The 15,343-nt window shown below is 45.5% G+C and carries 12 protein-coding genes; 7 read left to right on the forward strand and 5 right to left on the reverse strand.

Annotation, left to right across the window (positions count from 1 at the left end; translation table 11 throughout):
• Nucleotide 1: 1 nt before the first annotated feature.
• Both ebgA and ebgR read right to left on the reverse strand, forming a co-directional pair.
• A complete protein-coding gene (ebgA, locus tag AB8613_RS12080) occupies nucleotides 2-3,118 on the reverse strand; it encodes a beta-galactosidase subunit alpha (RefSeq protein ID WP_372383867.1) in 3,117 nt (1,038 codons plus the stop codon).
• 323 nt (nucleotides 3,119-3,441) lie between these two features.
• Complete coding sequence (ebgR, locus tag AB8613_RS12085) at nucleotides 3,442-4,425, reverse strand: transcriptional regulator EbgR (protein ID WP_060982580.1); 984 nt, start codon at nucleotides 4,423-4,425, stop codon at nucleotides 3,442-3,444.
• Between the two features lie 393 nt (nucleotides 4,426-4,818).
• Here ebgR and galE point away from each other — a divergent pair, with 393 nt between their 5' ends.
• The 4 genes from galE (at nucleotide 4,819) to galM (ending at nucleotide 9,680) form a co-directional block, all read left to right on the forward strand.
• Nucleotides 4,819-5,829, forward strand: coding sequence for a UDP-glucose 4-epimerase GalE (gene galE / locus AB8613_RS12090; protein ID WP_239716510.1), 1,011 nt, complete (start codon nucleotides 4,819-4,821; stop codon nucleotides 5,827-5,829).
• A gap of 223 nt (nucleotides 5,830-6,052) precedes the next feature.
• Entirely contained in the window at nucleotides 6,053-7,105 is a 1,053-nt protein-coding gene (locus AB8613_RS12095; protein WP_372383868.1) for a UDP-glucose--hexose-1-phosphate uridylyltransferase, read from the forward strand.
• 222 nt (nucleotides 7,106-7,327) lie between these two features.
• Nucleotides 7,328-8,488 (forward strand): galactokinase, encoded by a 1,161-nt coding sequence (gene galK, locus AB8613_RS12100; RefSeq protein ID WP_372383869.1) that lies wholly within the window; start codon nucleotides 7,328-7,330, stop codon nucleotides 8,486-8,488.
• A 112-nt stretch (nucleotides 8,489-8,600) separates the two neighbouring features.
• Complete coding sequence (gene galM / locus AB8613_RS12105) at nucleotides 8,601-9,680, forward strand: galactose-1-epimerase (RefSeq protein WP_372383870.1); 1,080 nt, start codon at nucleotides 8,601-8,603, stop codon at nucleotides 9,678-9,680.
• 219 nt (nucleotides 9,681-9,899) lie between these two features.
• Here galM and AB8613_RS12110 read toward each other — a convergent pair whose 3' ends face one another.
• A complete protein-coding gene (locus AB8613_RS12110; RefSeq protein WP_372383871.1) occupies nucleotides 9,900-10,898 on the reverse strand; it encodes a substrate-binding domain-containing protein in 999 nt (332 codons plus the stop codon).
• Nucleotides 10,899-11,095: 197 nt separating this feature from the next.
• On the opposite strand from AB8613_RS12110, the gene AB8613_RS12115 reads away from it, so the two are divergent.
• Nucleotides 11,096-11,428 carry a tRNA-binding protein gene (locus AB8613_RS12115; RefSeq protein ID WP_017060796.1) on the forward strand — a complete coding sequence of 111 codons (333 nt, stop codon included), beginning with the start codon at nucleotides 11,096-11,098 and terminating at the stop codon, nucleotides 11,426-11,428.
• A gap of 46 nt (nucleotides 11,429-11,474) precedes the next feature.
• Here the strand turns inward: AB8613_RS12115 and AB8613_RS12120 are convergent, their stop codons facing one another.
• Entirely contained in the window at nucleotides 11,475-12,029 is a 555-nt protein-coding gene (locus AB8613_RS12120; protein WP_372383872.1) for a gamma-glutamylcyclotransferase family protein, read from the reverse strand.
• 288 nt (nucleotides 12,030-12,317) lie between these two features.
• Here AB8613_RS12120 and AB8613_RS12125 point away from each other — a divergent pair, with 288 nt between their 5' ends.
• A complete protein-coding gene (locus AB8613_RS12125; RefSeq protein WP_372383873.1) occupies nucleotides 12,318-13,502 on the forward strand; it encodes an NnrS family protein in 1,185 nt (394 codons plus the stop codon).
• A gap of 75 nt (nucleotides 13,503-13,577) precedes the next feature.
• Here the strand turns inward: AB8613_RS12125 and AB8613_RS12130 are convergent, their stop codons facing one another.
• Nucleotides 13,578-14,588, reverse strand: a complete 1,011-nt coding sequence (locus AB8613_RS12130) for an adenosine deaminase (protein WP_372383874.1) — start codon at nucleotides 14,586-14,588, stop codon at nucleotides 13,578-13,580.
• Nucleotides 14,589-14,941: 353 nt separating this feature from the next.
• On the opposite strand from AB8613_RS12130, the gene AB8613_RS12135 reads away from it, so the two are divergent.
• The gene (locus tag AB8613_RS12135; protein ID WP_017056240.1) at nucleotides 14,942-15,259 is read left to right on the forward strand and encodes a DUF3622 domain-containing protein; all 318 of its coding nucleotides are present in this window, start codon (nucleotides 14,942-14,944) and stop codon (nucleotides 15,257-15,259) included.
• The last annotated feature ends 84 nt before the right edge of the window (nucleotides 15,260-15,343 follow it).

The raw sequence follows: 15,343 nt of genomic DNA on the forward strand, positions 1-15,343 counted from the left end.
TTTATGCCTCGTTCTGTTGTGGTTGAGTTGCTGGCGTATTCGCCGTGAAGAACTGGTCACCAAAGTTGTGATTGATTAGGTGTTGTGCGTCGCAATCGCCTGCTTGGAATGGAATCAGAGTTAGTCCGTAGCGGAACTCATCCATGTACACGCGGTAAGAATCCAACACTTCGCTTCCCCAAGAGTTTGAGCCTAAGCCCATCACTTGGTGGTCTAGATTTAGCGTGATGTAACCGCTCTTCTCTAGCTCAATGGTATGTTGTGCTTGGTGCAGGTTTTGATTGGTGTAGAACCATGCGCTGAAGTTGATTTCTTGCTGTGGTTTTACCGCAATACCATTACCCGCGCGGCTTGAAAGCGCAGCCCAACGAACATGTTGGCGGTTGCCGTTGTTTTGCGGGAACGGATAGTTCTCGAACATGTCTGCAACCGTTGATTGGTACACATCAATCATGTTGGCTTGCTTGCTGTCTTGGTAGTTCTCTTCAGGGCCGCGGCCGTAGTATTGAACTTGGTCAAAGTCGCCATTAATGCCCATATCGAAACCAATCACTGGAATCACGTGTGGGTAATCACCGTAACGTTCACCGCTTAATTCAACGTTCAGTTGGCCTTCAGCGCTGATTTGGTAGCGATATTCACAACGCATGCCGAAATCAAATACTGGTGGAGCAATGATGCTAGTGGTGGTGACCTCTACCTTGCCATTGACCTGTTCAACGTTAAGTGTGCGGAAGTGCTCCTGCATGATCTGTAGGTGTGCTGGCTCCCAGTAACCATCGTGCTCTTGCTTATGGTTATCGATCATTGGCTTGAAGAAGTTGATTCGTGGTTCTGACTTAATCAGCTCTTCGCCATTCACTAACCATGACGTCAGCTTGCCGTTCACTTTCGAGAAGTTCAGTGCAAAGTTGTGGCCTTTGATTAGGTAAGCGAGGCGAGACTCTTCAACATTCAGTGCCGTTGCATTGTTGTTGGTGAAGGCTTCTAGTTGCGCCGTGTTCTCTTTTACTTGGAATTGGTAAACCGCGATATCGTGGTTCGCTTCGCTGTAGGGCGTGCGAGAATCCTTGCGAACAGTAAAGTTCACAAACACTTCGCGCTCATCAAGCTGTGGCAAGTTAAGTGTTAGTTCACGGCTAGAGTTTTCTGCAAGCTCTTCAACCTTGATGTGTTGCACAGCAATGGTTTCACCTTCAGCGCGAATTTCTGCAGTGATGGTGTAGTCATCAATGTTTGAGAACCACAGTTTGTTATCAACGGTGAAGGTGCCAGTTTTCGCATCGAAATCGCGAAGCTTCACTGGGGCAATCACTTGCTTGTACTCTTTCAAACCTGGGCCAGGTGTTTGGTCTGGGTAGATCAAACCGTCCATGCAGAAGTTGTAGTTGTTCGGGTAGTCACCGTAGTCACCACCGTACTTGTAGAACTCTGTACCTGCTTCATCACGTGCGAGAATGCCGTGGTCACACCATTCCCAAACATAGTGACCTTGAATCGAATCGTGCTTGTAGAACACGTTCTGGTACTCGGTTAAACCGCCCGGGCCGTTACCCATTGCGTGTGCGTATTCACAGATGATGCGTGGCTTTTCGTGTGGGAATTCACCGAAGGCATTCATCAATTGAGCACGTGAGTACATGGTTGAAATGATGTCTACCACCTCAGCATCACGGTCTTCTTCATAGTGAACCAGACGTGTGTCATCAATCGCTTTAGCTGCATCGTACATAGCACGGATGTTGCAACCGTAGCCAGATTCGTTACCTAAAGACCACATGATGATAGAAGGGTGGTTCTTTTGAGCGTGGATATGACGTTCGATACGTTCAACAAACACCGCTTCCCATGCCGCATCGTTAGTGATGCGGCTTAGGTCGCCAACGTTAGCAAAGCCGTGTGTTTCGACATCGGTTTCGCCCATCACGAATAGACCGTAGATATCACATAACTCGTAGAAGCGCGGGTCGTTCGGGTAGTGCGCAGTGCGTACTGAGTTGATGTTGTGTTGTTTCATCAACACTAAGTCTTTCTCAACGCGATCCATGCCAACCGCACGGCCTTTTAGATGATCGTTATCGTGACGGTTTACGCCATGCAGCATCACGTATTTGTTGTTGATGTAAAACAGACCATCGCGAACTTTAATATCACGGAAACCAACACGTTGTGGAATCACTTCTAGCACTTTGCCATCGGCGTCTTTTAGCGTCAGCAATAGTTGGTAAAGGTATGGGGTTTCAGCGTTCCATTGAACAGGGTTCACTACATCGATAGAGAATTGAGTATTCGCATTGCCGCCAGTCTGTTGGTTAGGAACAGTTAGGTTATCTACTGAGCCTTGCGAGATAACTTGGCTGCCATCAAGCAATGCGTACTCAAGGTTTGCGTTCGCCGCTGCGGCTAGGTTTTCTAATACAACGTTGCACGATAGGGTAGCGCTTTGGTAAGCATCATCGAAGTCAGTGCGAACCGTTAGGTCTTGAACGTGCAGTTGCTCTTTACCGACAAGGTAAACATCACGGAAGATACCGCCTGTCCACCACATGTCTTGGTCTTCAATGTAAGTGGAATCGGCCCACTGCATCACGCGGATAGACAGTAGGTTGTTGCCTGCTTTTACGTGGCTAGAGATATCGAATTCAGCCGTTAGGCGACTGCCTTTGCTGAAGCCAACATATTCGCCGTTTACGTAAACTTCGAAGTAAGTTTCAACGCCATCAAATTTGATGATGGTTTGTTTCTCGTCCCAGCTTTCGCCAAGGAAGAAAGAGCGTTGGTAAGCGCCTGTTGGGTTGTCTGATGGTACGAAAGGTACATCAATTGGGAATGGGAAACCTTCATCTGTGTATTGAAGATCGCCGTGGCCTTCCATTTGCCACATGTTTGGAACCGTGATGTTGCCCCAGTCGCTCATTTCCTGAGAATAAAACTCTTCAGGAACCAATAGCGGGTTGGTGAAATAGCTGAAACTCCATTGGCCACTCAATAGTTGGAAATGGCTGCTAAGTTCACGCTGAAACGTTTTTGCATTTTTTTCTGATGCGTACGAGAAGAAGTATGCACGCGGTGCCATACGGTTCTCATGTAAGTTCAGGAAGTTTTCCCAGTTGTTCACGTTGCCTCTCTCTCGGTCTGAATGCAGTTTGCTGACCGACGTTCTTATGCGTAATTGGGTCGTAGTGAATACGAGTATTTTTGGACTGAGGTAATTATTAGTAAAACTTTTACTAAATGAAATTAGTGAAAACGTTTTACTTTAACTCCATCACGTTTTTTAAGGTCTTTTTACGGTGCTGTGTGATCCACTTAAAAGAATGCTATTAGCTGATTTATGAAGCAGGTTAAACTGGGGAATATGTGTTCATTGATGTATCTGATAGGCACAAAAAAGCCACCTTTAGTAAAGATGGCCTTAATGTATTTGTTTGATATTACTGACTATTTTGTTGTATCGCGCAGCTTGAGTTTGCTTGGTACATAGACGCGTAATGGGATAGTGCGACCGTCGCGTACTTTCTCGATCAGCAGGTTAACGCCTTGAATTCCCATGAGTTCAGAGTGAATACGAACAGTCGATAAAGATGGGAAGGTAAATTTAGCTGTTGGGATGTCGTTTACACTAATCAGCGCAATATCTTCAGGAATGTTTAATCCGTGCTCATGAACTGCTCGTAAAACGCCAATTGCGATGGAATCTGACGCAATAAACATGGCTTTAGGGTAGTCGCCAGTCGCGAGCATCTGTTTTGCAAGCTTGTAACCTGAAGAGCTAGAGAAGTCACCACGGTAGATGTCTTGCTCACTTACAACGTTCTTGAGGCTGCCATATTCAGCAAAGGCCACTTCACGAATATCAGGGGTGTCGACGTCGTCTTGTCCACCGATAAAGCCGATGCGCTCATAGCCTTGGTTGATAAAGAAGTTGGTGATCTCTTTGCTGATCAAAGCCAGGTCGATATCGACAGAGTCATAAGGTTCTGAGTGATCGGTAAAATCGACATAACAGATATTATCGCTCAGCTTTTTGGCTTGTTCGATAACCTCTGGTGTCATTCTTCCTACCAACAAAACACCTGTAATTGGCGCTGAGTTTATTTGTATTTTGCTTTCATAACAGTTAGTTAGCTTAACCTCCATCTTTTCACATTGGGTTTCAATCCCGTGGCGAATCGATAGATAGTAAGGGTCGTTAACTTCCGCTTCTTGCTTGTAGTTATATAATGCAAGGAAGTGATGGTTCTGCTTCTTACTGCTAACGGTTTTTCGTGAGCTGCTGGTTTTGTATTCCAACTTCTCTGCAATTTCAAAGATACGCCTTTTGGTCTCTTCCTTGACGCTTAATGTTGGATCTTCATTGAGAACCCTTGAAACTGTAGCCAATGATACATTCGCTTCAGTCGCGATATCTTTTAACGTTGCCATACTCACTTCCTGTTATTGGAACATTGCGCTGCTTTGAAATTGGTATTTAGTAAAAAAGCAATGCACCTCTTTATTCTACAGACCTATTGTAATCAAACTGGAAGTCATTGCATTAACTTTTAGTAAAATAAATGCTCAACTCCTCTGTGATGTCTCAAATCTAACTATCTATAATTATCTTATTAAAATTCAATGAATTAGAGGTTGGTGGTTATACATTTCATCTATGTCATGATCAGCACTAATGATGAAAGCTAGTGTAAACGTTTACACTTCGTGGTTTTGATCACAGAATTATAATCAAAATGGCTGCTACTATTTCTGGCATACGGTGCTACTGAGCTGAATATCAGTTCGAGTTAGCCCACGAATGACGACAAAGAGAGGTTGATTGTGAAAGTACTGGTTACGGGCGGCATGGGTTACATCGGAAGTCATACATGCATTCAAATGATACAAGCAGGTATGGATCCGATCATTGTTGATAACCTTTGCAACAGCAAAGAGCTAGTGCTGGAACGAATCGAATCGTTAACTGGCAAGCGGCCAACGTTTTATCTTGGCGACATTCGTGACCAATCTTTTCTAGATAGCGTGTTTTCAGAAAATGATATCCAAGCCGTCATTCATTTCGCTGGCCTAAAAGCAGTCGGTGAGTCAGTCGCTAAGCCTTTGGAGTACTACGATAACAACGTCAATGGTTCACTAGTGTTAGCTCGATGCATGAAGAAAGCGGGTGTGAAAAGCATCGTATTTAGCTCTTCGGCTACTGTTTATGGTGATCCAGAAGTAGTGCCAATTACTGAAACTTCACCAACTGGCGCGACCACCAACCCTTATGGTCGCAGCAAGTATATGGTGGAAGAGTGCTTAAGCGATCTATTCAACGCGGAGAACGATTGGAGCGTGACTTTATTACGTTACTTCAACCCAGTAGGTGCACATCCATCGGGCACTATGGGTGAAGACCCACAAGGTATCCCAAATAATTTAATGCCGTTTATTGCTCAAGTAGCCGTTGGTCGCCGTGAAAAACTGGCTGTTTTTGGAAACGATTACCCAACAGTCGATGGCACAGGCGTTCGTGACTACATCCACGTGATGGATTTAGCTGACGGTCACGTCGCCGCGTTAAAAGCGGTGGGCGAGAAGGCTGGCCTACACATTTACAACTTAGGTACGGGTAAAGGCTCAAGTGTACTTGAGATGGTTGAAGCCTTCGCACAAGCATCGGGTAAGCCTGTTCCTTATGAACTTTGCCCACGTCGCGCTGGTGACATTGCCGAATGTTGGGCAAGCACAGAAAAAGCGGAGCGCGAACTTGGCTGGAAGGCGACGCGTAGCGTGATGGAAATGACGGCGGATACCTGGAATTGGCAGTCGAATAATCCCAATGGTTACTAACTTTATGTAATTGAAAGCTGCAACTCCAATTTCTTTGGGGAAGGCAGGTTAAGAGAGATTCCAGATATCTCGTCCCTCGATTCTGGAATGACGAATTTTAAAACTACGATTTCTGAACGTCATTCCCTACAGCGAGGAGCGAGCGTGAAAGGGAATCTCCTTGTAGAAGAATTATTCATCTTGGTGAATTGACCAAGACACAAAATTTGAGAGCAATCTAAGCATGTCAAAAGTTGAATTTAACCCAGTAGACCATCCACACCGTCGTTATAACCCATTAACAGGTCAGTGGATTTTAGTATCACCGCACCGTGCTAAACGCCCGTGGAGCGGTCAAGACGAGAAGCCATCGACTGAACAACTTCCTGAGTACGAGAAAGAGTGTTTCTTGTGCCCAACCAACACACGTATTTCGGGTGACGAAAACCCAGATTACGAAGGTACTTATGTATTCAGTAATGATTTCGCGGCGTTGATGCCTGATTCGCCTGACGCTCCAGAGTCTGACAACCCTCTATTTAAGACTCAAGGTGTTCGTGGGTTGAGCCGCGTTATCTGTTTCTCTCCAGACCACAGCAAAACGCTGCCAGAGTTGCCGGTGAATAAAATCCGCGGCGTGATCGATACCTGGAATGAACAGATTGAAGAGCTTGGTAAAGACTACCTATGGGTTCAAGCGTTTGAAAACAAAGGCGAGACCATGGGCTGTTCTCAGCCTCATCCACACGGTCAAATTTGGGCGAACAGCTTTCTGCCAAACGAGATTGAATGTAAAGAAAAGCTGCTAAAAGAATACTTCGAACAACAAGGTTCAAACCTATTAGTGGATTACGTTGAAGCTGAAATGAAAGACGGCTCACGCACTGTGGTTGAAACCGAACATTGGATTGCTGTAGTGCCTTACTGGGCTGCATGGCCATTCGAAACTATGTTGCTGCCAAAAACGCACATTCGCCGTATGAGTGAACTGACTGACGAACAACGTGATGATCTGGCACTTGCGATCAAGAAGCTGACCAGCCGCTACGACAACTTGTTCCAATGTTCATTCCCATACTCGATGGGCTGGCACTATGCGCCGTTCTTTGAAGAAGGCACTGATATCGACCATTGGCAACTGCACGCGCTTTTCTACCCGCCGCTACTACGCAGCGCATCGGTTCGTAAGTTCATGGTGGGTTACGAAATGTTGGCGGAATCACAACGCGATTTGACCGCAGAACAAGCGGCGCAACGTCTTCGCGATTTGAGTGACGTTCACTACAAAGAACAGTAATACGCTTCTTCGTAAATAGTAAGCGAGATTCCTGATATCTCGTCCCTCGATTCTGGAATAACGACAGCTGAGAAGCCTAGAAGCTTAAATACCTAGGAGTTTAGAAGCTGATGCTGTCATTTCCTACCGAGATCGACGAACAGGATAGGGAATCTCAAAGAATTAAAGTGGTGCCATGAAGGGGCCACAATTGAACAAAGAGTTTAAGCAGAGAGTTTACTTATGTCTGATCTAATCCAAAACGTGAAAGCATCTTTTGAGCAAGTCCTTGGTTACCAAGCGACTCACATCGTTCAAGCGCCAGGTCGTGTGAACCTGATTGGTGAGCACACTGACTACAATGACGGGTTTGTTCTACCGTGTGCTATTAACTACCAAACCGTTGTTGCGGCAGCAAAGCGCGATGACAACATGGTGCGTGTGGTGTCTGTTGACTACGATAATGCGGTAGACGAATTCGATATCACGCAAGAGATTACCTTCCAACAAGACAAGATGTGGGCGAACTACATTCGTGGTGTGGTGAAGTGTTTAATTGGTCGTGGCTACGAGTTTAAAGGTGCGGATATTTCTGTATCAGGCAATGTACCTCAAGGTGCGGGTTTGAGTTCATCGGCGGCACTAGAGGTGGTAATTGGTCAGACATTCAAGGTGCTTTACAACCTAGAGATCACGCAAGCGGAAGTCGCATTGAATGGTCAGCAAGCAGAGAACGAATTTGTGGGCTGTAACTGCGGCATCATGGATCAAATGATCTCGGCAGAAGGCCTTGCGAACCACGCGATGCTTTTGGATTGCCGTAGCCTAGAAACTCAAGCGGTTTCAATGCCAGAAGACATGGCGGTGGTGATCATCAATTCAAACAAGAAACGTGGCTTAGTCGACAGTGAATACAACACGCGTCGTGAACAATGTGAAGAAGCGGCTCGCTTGTTCGGTGTTCCTGCATTGCGTGATGTAACGATTGAGCAATTCAAAGCGAAAGAGTCTGAATTGGATGAGATGGTTGCTAAGCGCGCTCGCCACGTGATTACCGAAAATGACCGTACAGTTGAAGCGGCTCAAGCTCTGCGTACTCATGACATGAAGCGCATGGGCGAGTTGATGGCAGAATCACATGCATCAATGCGTGATGATTTTGAAATCACAGTTAAAGAGATCGATACGCTAGTGGATATGGTTAAAGAAGTGATTGGCGATCAAGGCGGCGTGCGTATGACGGGCGGTGGCTTTGGTGGTTGTATCGTGGCATTGGTTCCGCCAGCTTTAGTTGATGAAATTAAAACAACGGTAGAGCAAAAATATCAAGCAGCGACGGGTCTAAAAGAATCAATTTATGTGTGCCAAGCGAAAGACGGCGCCGGCCTAATTGAAGTAATCTAACGGCTTCGAGACTTAAGATAGCGCTTACCAAGTAAAAAGATCATGGTAGGCCAAATACTAAAGCCTTTACCTCAACGTAGAGGCTTTTTACTGGCAGTAGAAGGAATTTAGAATGACACAAGCGCAGAACCTGCATCAATCCATGACAGAAACTGCAGCCTATGATGGCCAACCTGCTCAGCTTGTCACGCTGTCGAATGCACACGGCATGGAAGTGACATTCATGGATATTGGCGCAACGTGGTTGAGCTGTATCTTGCCAGTAAAAGGAAACAGACGAGAAGTGCTATTGGGTGTCGATTCAATGGATAACTTCGAGAAGCAAGCCAGTTATATGGGCACAACCGTTGGCCGTTATGCTAACCGCATTGCTAATGGTCGTTTCAAAATTGATGGCCAGAACTACAAACTGGAAACCAACCAAGCGGGCAATACCTTGCATGGTGGTCCGAATGGTTTTGATAAACGCCGTTGGAATATTGCCGAGCAAAGCGAAACGTCAGTGGTGTTTAATTTAGAGTCTGCTGATGGCGACCAAGGATTTCCGGGTAATTTGAATGTGTCGGTGCGTTATGACATCACCGAAGATAATCGAGTTTCTATTAATTATTCTGCATCTACAGACAAGCCAACTGTGGTCAACCTAACGAATCATGCGTACTTCAATCTACTTGGCGCTGAAGCTGGACACGACTGTTTGTCACACATTGTCAGTATCAATGCTAATCAGTTCTTACCGACTAATTCGGTGGGTATTCCGTTAGGTAACCTTAAATCGGTGAAATCGACCAGCTTTGACTTCAATCAGCCTATGATGATCTCAGAGCGTTTGTTGGGCGATGAACAGCAGAAAGCAGCAAAGGGTTACGACCACTCTTTCTTATTGGCTGATGGCTGCAAACGCACTCAATGTGCCGCGACCGTAACCTCACCAGATGCGCTCGTCACACTAAAAGTATTTTCAACCAAACCTGCAATGCAGCTATACACCGGAAACTGGCTTGGTGGCACACCAAACCGAAGTGGTGGCAGCTATGAAGATTACGCTGGTTTGGCGCTAGAAACCCAGTTCTTACCTGACTCTCCTAACCACCCAGAGTGGAAGCAGGACAGTTGTATTCTCAAGCCTGAACAAGAATATAACTACAGTACCTGTTACCAGTTTGAATTTTCGGGGGATTCTTCAAACTAGTACGCTCTAGCTCAAAGCGGTTACGCCAATGTCTTTTGCTTGTGAATAGGACGATGTGAATTATCGCGTTGTTCTTGGGGGATGAGCAAAAGTGGCGCTCAACAAGAGTGCGGTTTATTAAGCGCGATTGTTGAGTATCTGAGTAAGGTAGGAAAGCCCTACCAGAAGCGATTCTGTTAGGACTTTTTTTTGTTTATTGCTTGATGAGTCGACCAGAACTTAGACTTTCTCTACCGAATTGCGGCGTACCAGAGTTGGAGAGAACATCATTGGTTCAGTAGAGGTGTTTTCACCTTTAGCTAAGTGCAACGCGAGTCGTGTCGCTTTCTCTGCCATCATCTGAATCGGGTAGCGAATAGTGGTGAGCTTTGGATGAACATAGCGGGCAATCAAGCCATCATCGAAGCCGATGATCGACATTTTGTCTGGCGCTTGAATACCGTTTTCATCAAGGACAGACAAAGCACCTGCTGCCATGTAATCGTTGTACGCCACAATACCTGTGATTGGCAGTGATTTAGTCAGAAGGTTAGTCATGGCGTATTCGCCACCGTCACTGGTGGGCGCTGAGTATTCAATATAGCTGTCAGAGAGCGCTATTTTGTAATCTGAGAGTGCCGCTAAGTAACCTTGGATACGCTCATCGGCATCTTCAATGCTATGCGATGAGGCGATACAGGCAATGTTCTGATGGCCATGGCGGATCAGATATTCCGTCGCAAGATACGCGCCTTTCTTGTTGTCCAAGAAAATACAACGGTTGGCAATCTCAGCAATATAACGGTTGATCAGCACTAAGCCTTTGACTTCTTTCGCATAGGCAATCAGTTCTTCGTCGGTCAGGCCTTTCGAGTGGATCACCAGGGCGTCGCAACGGCTGTTAATCAGCAACTCAATCGCTTGTCTCTCTTCTTCACGATCGTGTGAGCCATTACCGACAAGGATATGTTTTCCGTTCTCACGAGCGACATTATCGACAGCCTTAACCAGCGTGCCAAAAAAGGGATCGGAGATGTCACCGACCAATACACCAACAGTGTTCGTGCTTTGGCTTACCAGCGCTCGAGCATTGGCATTCGGGCGATAGCCGAGTTTAGACATCGCTTTAGTTACAGACTCTACCGAGCTTGTACTCGCCTTGGGAGACTTGTTGATCACTCGAGATACGGTTGCAACAGAAACACCAGCTTCCTTTGCTACATCTTTAATTGTTGCCATTTTTAACCTCTATACATTGCTGCATCTATTTAACACCGACAATGATAGTAAGGCAACGAAACTCTCATTTTACTTCCAGTAATGAGATCTTTACCGCTTGTAATTATTAGGCTTAATGCTAGTGTAAACATTTACATTTTACTTAATTTTAGTAAATGATTTAATGAGTGAAAACAAATCAATATAGGAAGTGAGAAATGGATACTGTCTCTTATGGTGACTTTGCTAAGTTAGAAATGCGTGTGGGTAAGATCATTGAGGTTGTTCGTCATGAAAACGCCGACAAGCTGTACATCGTGCAAGTGGATGTTGGTGACAAGACGCTACAAACGGTGACCAGCCTAGTTCCTTACTACACAGAAGAGGAGTTGATGGGTAAGCAAGTTGTTGTTTTGTGCAATCTAGCGAAGGCGAAGATGAGAGGCCACACTTCTGAGTGCATGTTGCTATGTGCAGAAACGGAAGATGAATCTGAAAGTGTATTGCTAACCCCTGAACGTGCGATGCCAGCAGGTATTCGTGTCGTTTAAGCTCGCTTTAGGTTGGTGAGCCTATGTGTTCACCAACCTAAATCAACTAGCTGCGTACAGTTAGTATCAAGCCATCAATCACACTGTGATGGTGATCGGAAACCCCAGCAAGGTTGCCATATTTAGGCTGGTGGCGATCATTTTCTAATGGGTGATGCCAACCTTGTGTGTGTTTAACGAAGTGCGCCGCAAAGCTTTCAGACACCTCTAAACATCCTGCCAATACCGTATCGACATAGGTTTGAACGATAGGGCTGTTTTCGCAAGGAGCTTCAATCTCGTCTTTGATGTAAACCCAGATCGATTGATCCTGTTTGAACCCATCTTGGCTTTTTATCTGAGAGGCCTGTAATTCGATTCGGTGATAACCACGCTCACGGCGATCAAACTCAGCCAGTGCAATATCATCCACCTCAAGCAACACACCATTCACTTGTCCCTCGCCGAGATTGACGATCAAAGGTGATAACACATAGCTGTCATCGATCTTGCTCCAATGGCGAATTAAGCCATGAACAATCGCAGGGATCGCTTGCCCTGTCTGACCGGTAAGCTGGCGTGAAGATGAGTTGATTAAACTGCCATAACCAAAAATATACATCGCATTCCTTGTCTGAGTTGTTCCATTTAAGTCTAGTCTTACTATATGTGGCGAGATACCAAAAGTCAGTAAGTTTCTATTTATACATCTATATGTCTTTATGACTCTTTTGGTTGTGTTTTTTTGACTTGTTTATTGGCTATTGAATCTCGTGAGTCGCTGTTTTTACTGGTTTTATCTAATTGGCGCGTTTCATGCAATGTGATCTGCATATGGCATCGGATTTGATGCACACAAAATTTGGTTTAGGTAATACCTTGGCCGCTTATCTGAGAATTAGGAGCGAGTTTGTTAAATATCACAGATAAAAGTGTAGAAGACGCGATTCCAGCCTACCTGCGTTTAGGCTTTCGACCTTTCTTCTTTTTAGGCAGTCTCTATGCCGTGATTGCGATTGTAGCTTGGGTCATCATGTTCCAAAACGGTCAGCCTGAGGTTTTAAATGTTCCCGCATTGTGGTGGCACGTGCATGAGATGCTGTTTGGTTTTTCGATGGCGATTGTTGTCGGTTTTGTGCTCACTGCCGTGCAAACTTGGACGGGGGTCAATGGCACCAAGCACTATCGCTTGGCGGCCCTTGTTGGCTTATGGCTAGCACCTCGCATTCTGTTTTGGACACCCGCACCGTTATGGCTAATCTCTTCGATTGAAGCGCTGTTCTTAATCTTCGCGGCTTACGAGATCGGTTTCCGTGTCGTGAAGTCGAAAGGTTGGAAGAACCTATTCTTCGTACCGCTGTTTATATTGGCTATCGTGGCGAACTTTGCGAGCTACGCGACCATTAAAGGTATGCCTCCATTTCCTTCATCAGCGGTATGGCAAGCGATGTTGTGGTGGTTTACGTTATTGCTGTCTGTAATGGGCGGACGAGTGATTCCATTCTTTAGCGCTCGTCGCTTCGACTTTGAGAAAGCGCAGCCATTGGTCTGGTTGGAATGGTTGGCAAACTTGCCTTTGGTTGGGCTGTTTGTTTTGAGCTTCTTCCCACTCACCTTTGCTCAGGTAGGTAATGAGCTAATGGTGTTTGCTGGCGTGACTCAGTTAGTTCGCTTTATCCGTTGGAAGCCTTGGACGACGTTATCTGAGCCTTTGGTGTGGTCACTGCACGCGGCTTACTTGTGTATCCCTTTAAGCTTGTTGTTACGTGGTTTGTTAGATAACCCATTTGCTAGTCATAACATGTTGCACCTGTTTGCGATTGGTGGCTTGAGCGGTTTGATTCTGGCGATGATTACGCGCGTGACAATGGGACACACTGGTCGTGCGATTTACAAAGGACCAAGCATGGCGCTAGCCTTCTCAGCGATATTTATTGCCGCGCTGGTTCGTAGCTTAGGTGTGATTTTCTTCCCTGCTTACTTGTTTGAGATGGTTAACATCAGCGCGGGTTTATGGACATTGGCGTTTGGTCTGTTTATCTGGAAATTCGGCATGATGCTGTTAACACCACGAGTAGATGGCTATCCGGGCTAATTTAATCTCAGCCTATTGATTAATAAAGGGAAGCGTTGAGCTTCCCTTTTTTGATCGAAATAAACTGTTATGAACTTATTGAGTATTCGCTACCAAGTATTGGCGTACCTGTGTAATGAGGTCTTCTTTGGCATGAGGGGAGATGAAACTGGCTTCGATGGCATTAATACTGAACTGGGCTAATTCTTGATGAGTGACAGGATGAGCGTTGGCAACCGCTAGGAAGTTATTATTCATGTAGCCACCGAAGTAAGCGGGATCATCGGAATTGATGGTGACACAGAGTCCTTTTCTCAGCAACTCGACGATGTTGTGCTCTTGCATGGTATCAAATACCTTGAGCTTGGTGTTCGACAACGGGCAGACCGTCAGTGGTGTGCGTTTAGCGATTAACTGTTCCATCAGCTCTTCATCTTCAACACAGCGAACACCATGATCAATTCGGGTAATGCCTAATAAGCTCAGTGCATCGATAATATTTTGTGCGGGGCCTTCTTCTCCTGCGTGTGCGACAGTTAGGAACCCTTGGTTGAGCGCTTCTTGAAAGACATGCTTAAACTTATCTGGCGGATTCCCCTGTTCTGATGAATCTAGCCCAACGGCAATGATCTTATCTTTATAGGGGAGGGCTTGTTTGAGTGTTTCAAAAGCGCTGTCTTCATCGAGATGACGTAAAAAGCACATGATCAGTTGACTGCTTATCCTAAGCTCATGTGTAGCTTGGTCGAGTGCTTGAGTAATGCCAGTGATAATTGTGTCGAAAGCGACTCCTCGCTCGGTATGGGTTTGCGGGTCGAAGAAAATCTCAGTGTGAACCACATTGTCTTGTTGGCACCTTAGTAGATAAGCCCAAGTGAGGTCGTAAAAATCCTGTTCGTGGATCAGCACGTTTGCGCCTTGGTAATAGATGTCGAGAAAGGACTGAAGATTGTGGAATTGATAGGCGTCTCGTACTTGGTCAGGGTTCTCAAAGGGAATCGATACGTTATTACGTTTGGCGAGTTGGAACATCAACTCTGGCTCTAATGTGCCTTCTATATGTAAGTGCAGCTCAACCTTAGGTAAATTTTTGATGAAGCTATCCATAGCAACTCCTTAGCTATTTTAATTATGGGCGGAGTAGGTGAGATACTAGAGTCTATAAACCTGAGTAAGCAGGTATCTCTTTCATTTATCTCTGTTTGAGCATAGTTCATTTCATTGTGGTCGATAAAACAGTGCCGAAATTGGTGGTGAATAGAGGCTTACCAAGGAATTGAAATGAGCCGCAAACGATTTGCAGCATAGGAGTGTGATCCGCTGCAAATATTTGCAGCAATATTCATTGATTTGTGCTCTAATACCGCGCTTACCAAGGGATGGTGTTAAAAGATGCTCACTTAGATGGAGTTATCAAAGTTGACCGATCCCTTAATGATCTCCCTTAGGAAAAATAGAACATGTCTAAGAACAAAAAATTTGATATCCGCCTTACAGAAAAACGCAACGGTTGGTGTGCAGAGATTACTCGTCAAGTAACGTCTCGCAGCACTACAGTATCTAAGCGTGAGTCTGGTTTCGAAACTGAAGCTCTAGCACAAGAGTGGGCAGAGAAAGAGCTAGCATCTTTCATCGCAAACCAAGCTGAACGTAACGAGCGTAAATCAGAACAGCGTAAAGAGCGTGACGAACTACGTCACACTAAAGAGCTTAAAGCTGAGCAAGCACGTGAAGCGCGCGCTAAAGCTCGTGCAGAAGAGCAAGAAGACGCTGAGTAATTCAGTGCATGATTAATTTATAGATCCCTTAATTTTAAGATAAGGGACTTATAAAAAAAGCCCCAATATAGTCACCTATATTGG

It is taken from the genome of Vibrio sp. BS-M-Sm-2, assembly GCF_041504345.1.
In the GTDB taxonomy this organism is placed as follows: Bacteria; Pseudomonadota; Gammaproteobacteria; order Enterobacterales; family Vibrionaceae; genus Vibrio; species Vibrio satsumensis.

Coding starts and splice junctions, on each gene's coding strand:
- ebgR (WP_060982580.1), bottom strand. CDS start 4,425: ATGGCAACGTTAAAAGATATCGCGACTGAAGCGAATGTATCATTGGCT.
- AB8613_RS12095 (WP_372383868.1), top strand. CDS start 6,053: ATGTCAAAAGTTGAATTTAACCCAGTAGACCATCCACACCGTCGTTAT.
- galK (WP_372383869.1), top strand. CDS start 7,328: ATGTCTGATCTAATCCAAAACGTGAAAGCATCTTTTGAGCAAGTCCTT.
- galM (WP_372383870.1), top strand. CDS start 8,601: ATGACACAAGCGCAGAACCTGCATCAATCCATGACAGAAACTGCAGCC.
- AB8613_RS12110 (WP_372383871.1), bottom strand. CDS start 10,898: ATGGCAACAATTAAAGATGTAGCAAAGGAAGCTGGTGTTTCTGTTGCA.
- AB8613_RS12115 (WP_017060796.1), top strand. CDS start 11,096: ATGGATACTGTCTCTTATGGTGACTTTGCTAAGTTAGAAATGCGTGTG.
- AB8613_RS12120 (WP_372383872.1), bottom strand. CDS start 12,029: ATGTATATTTTTGGTTATGGCAGTTTAATCAACTCATCTTCACGCCAG.
- AB8613_RS12130 (WP_372383874.1), bottom strand. CDS start 14,588: ATGGATAGCTTCATCAAAAATTTACCTAAGGTTGAGCTGCACTTACAT.
- AB8613_RS12135 (WP_017056240.1), top strand. CDS start 14,942: ATGTCTAAGAACAAAAAATTTGATATCCGCCTTACAGAAAAACGCAAC.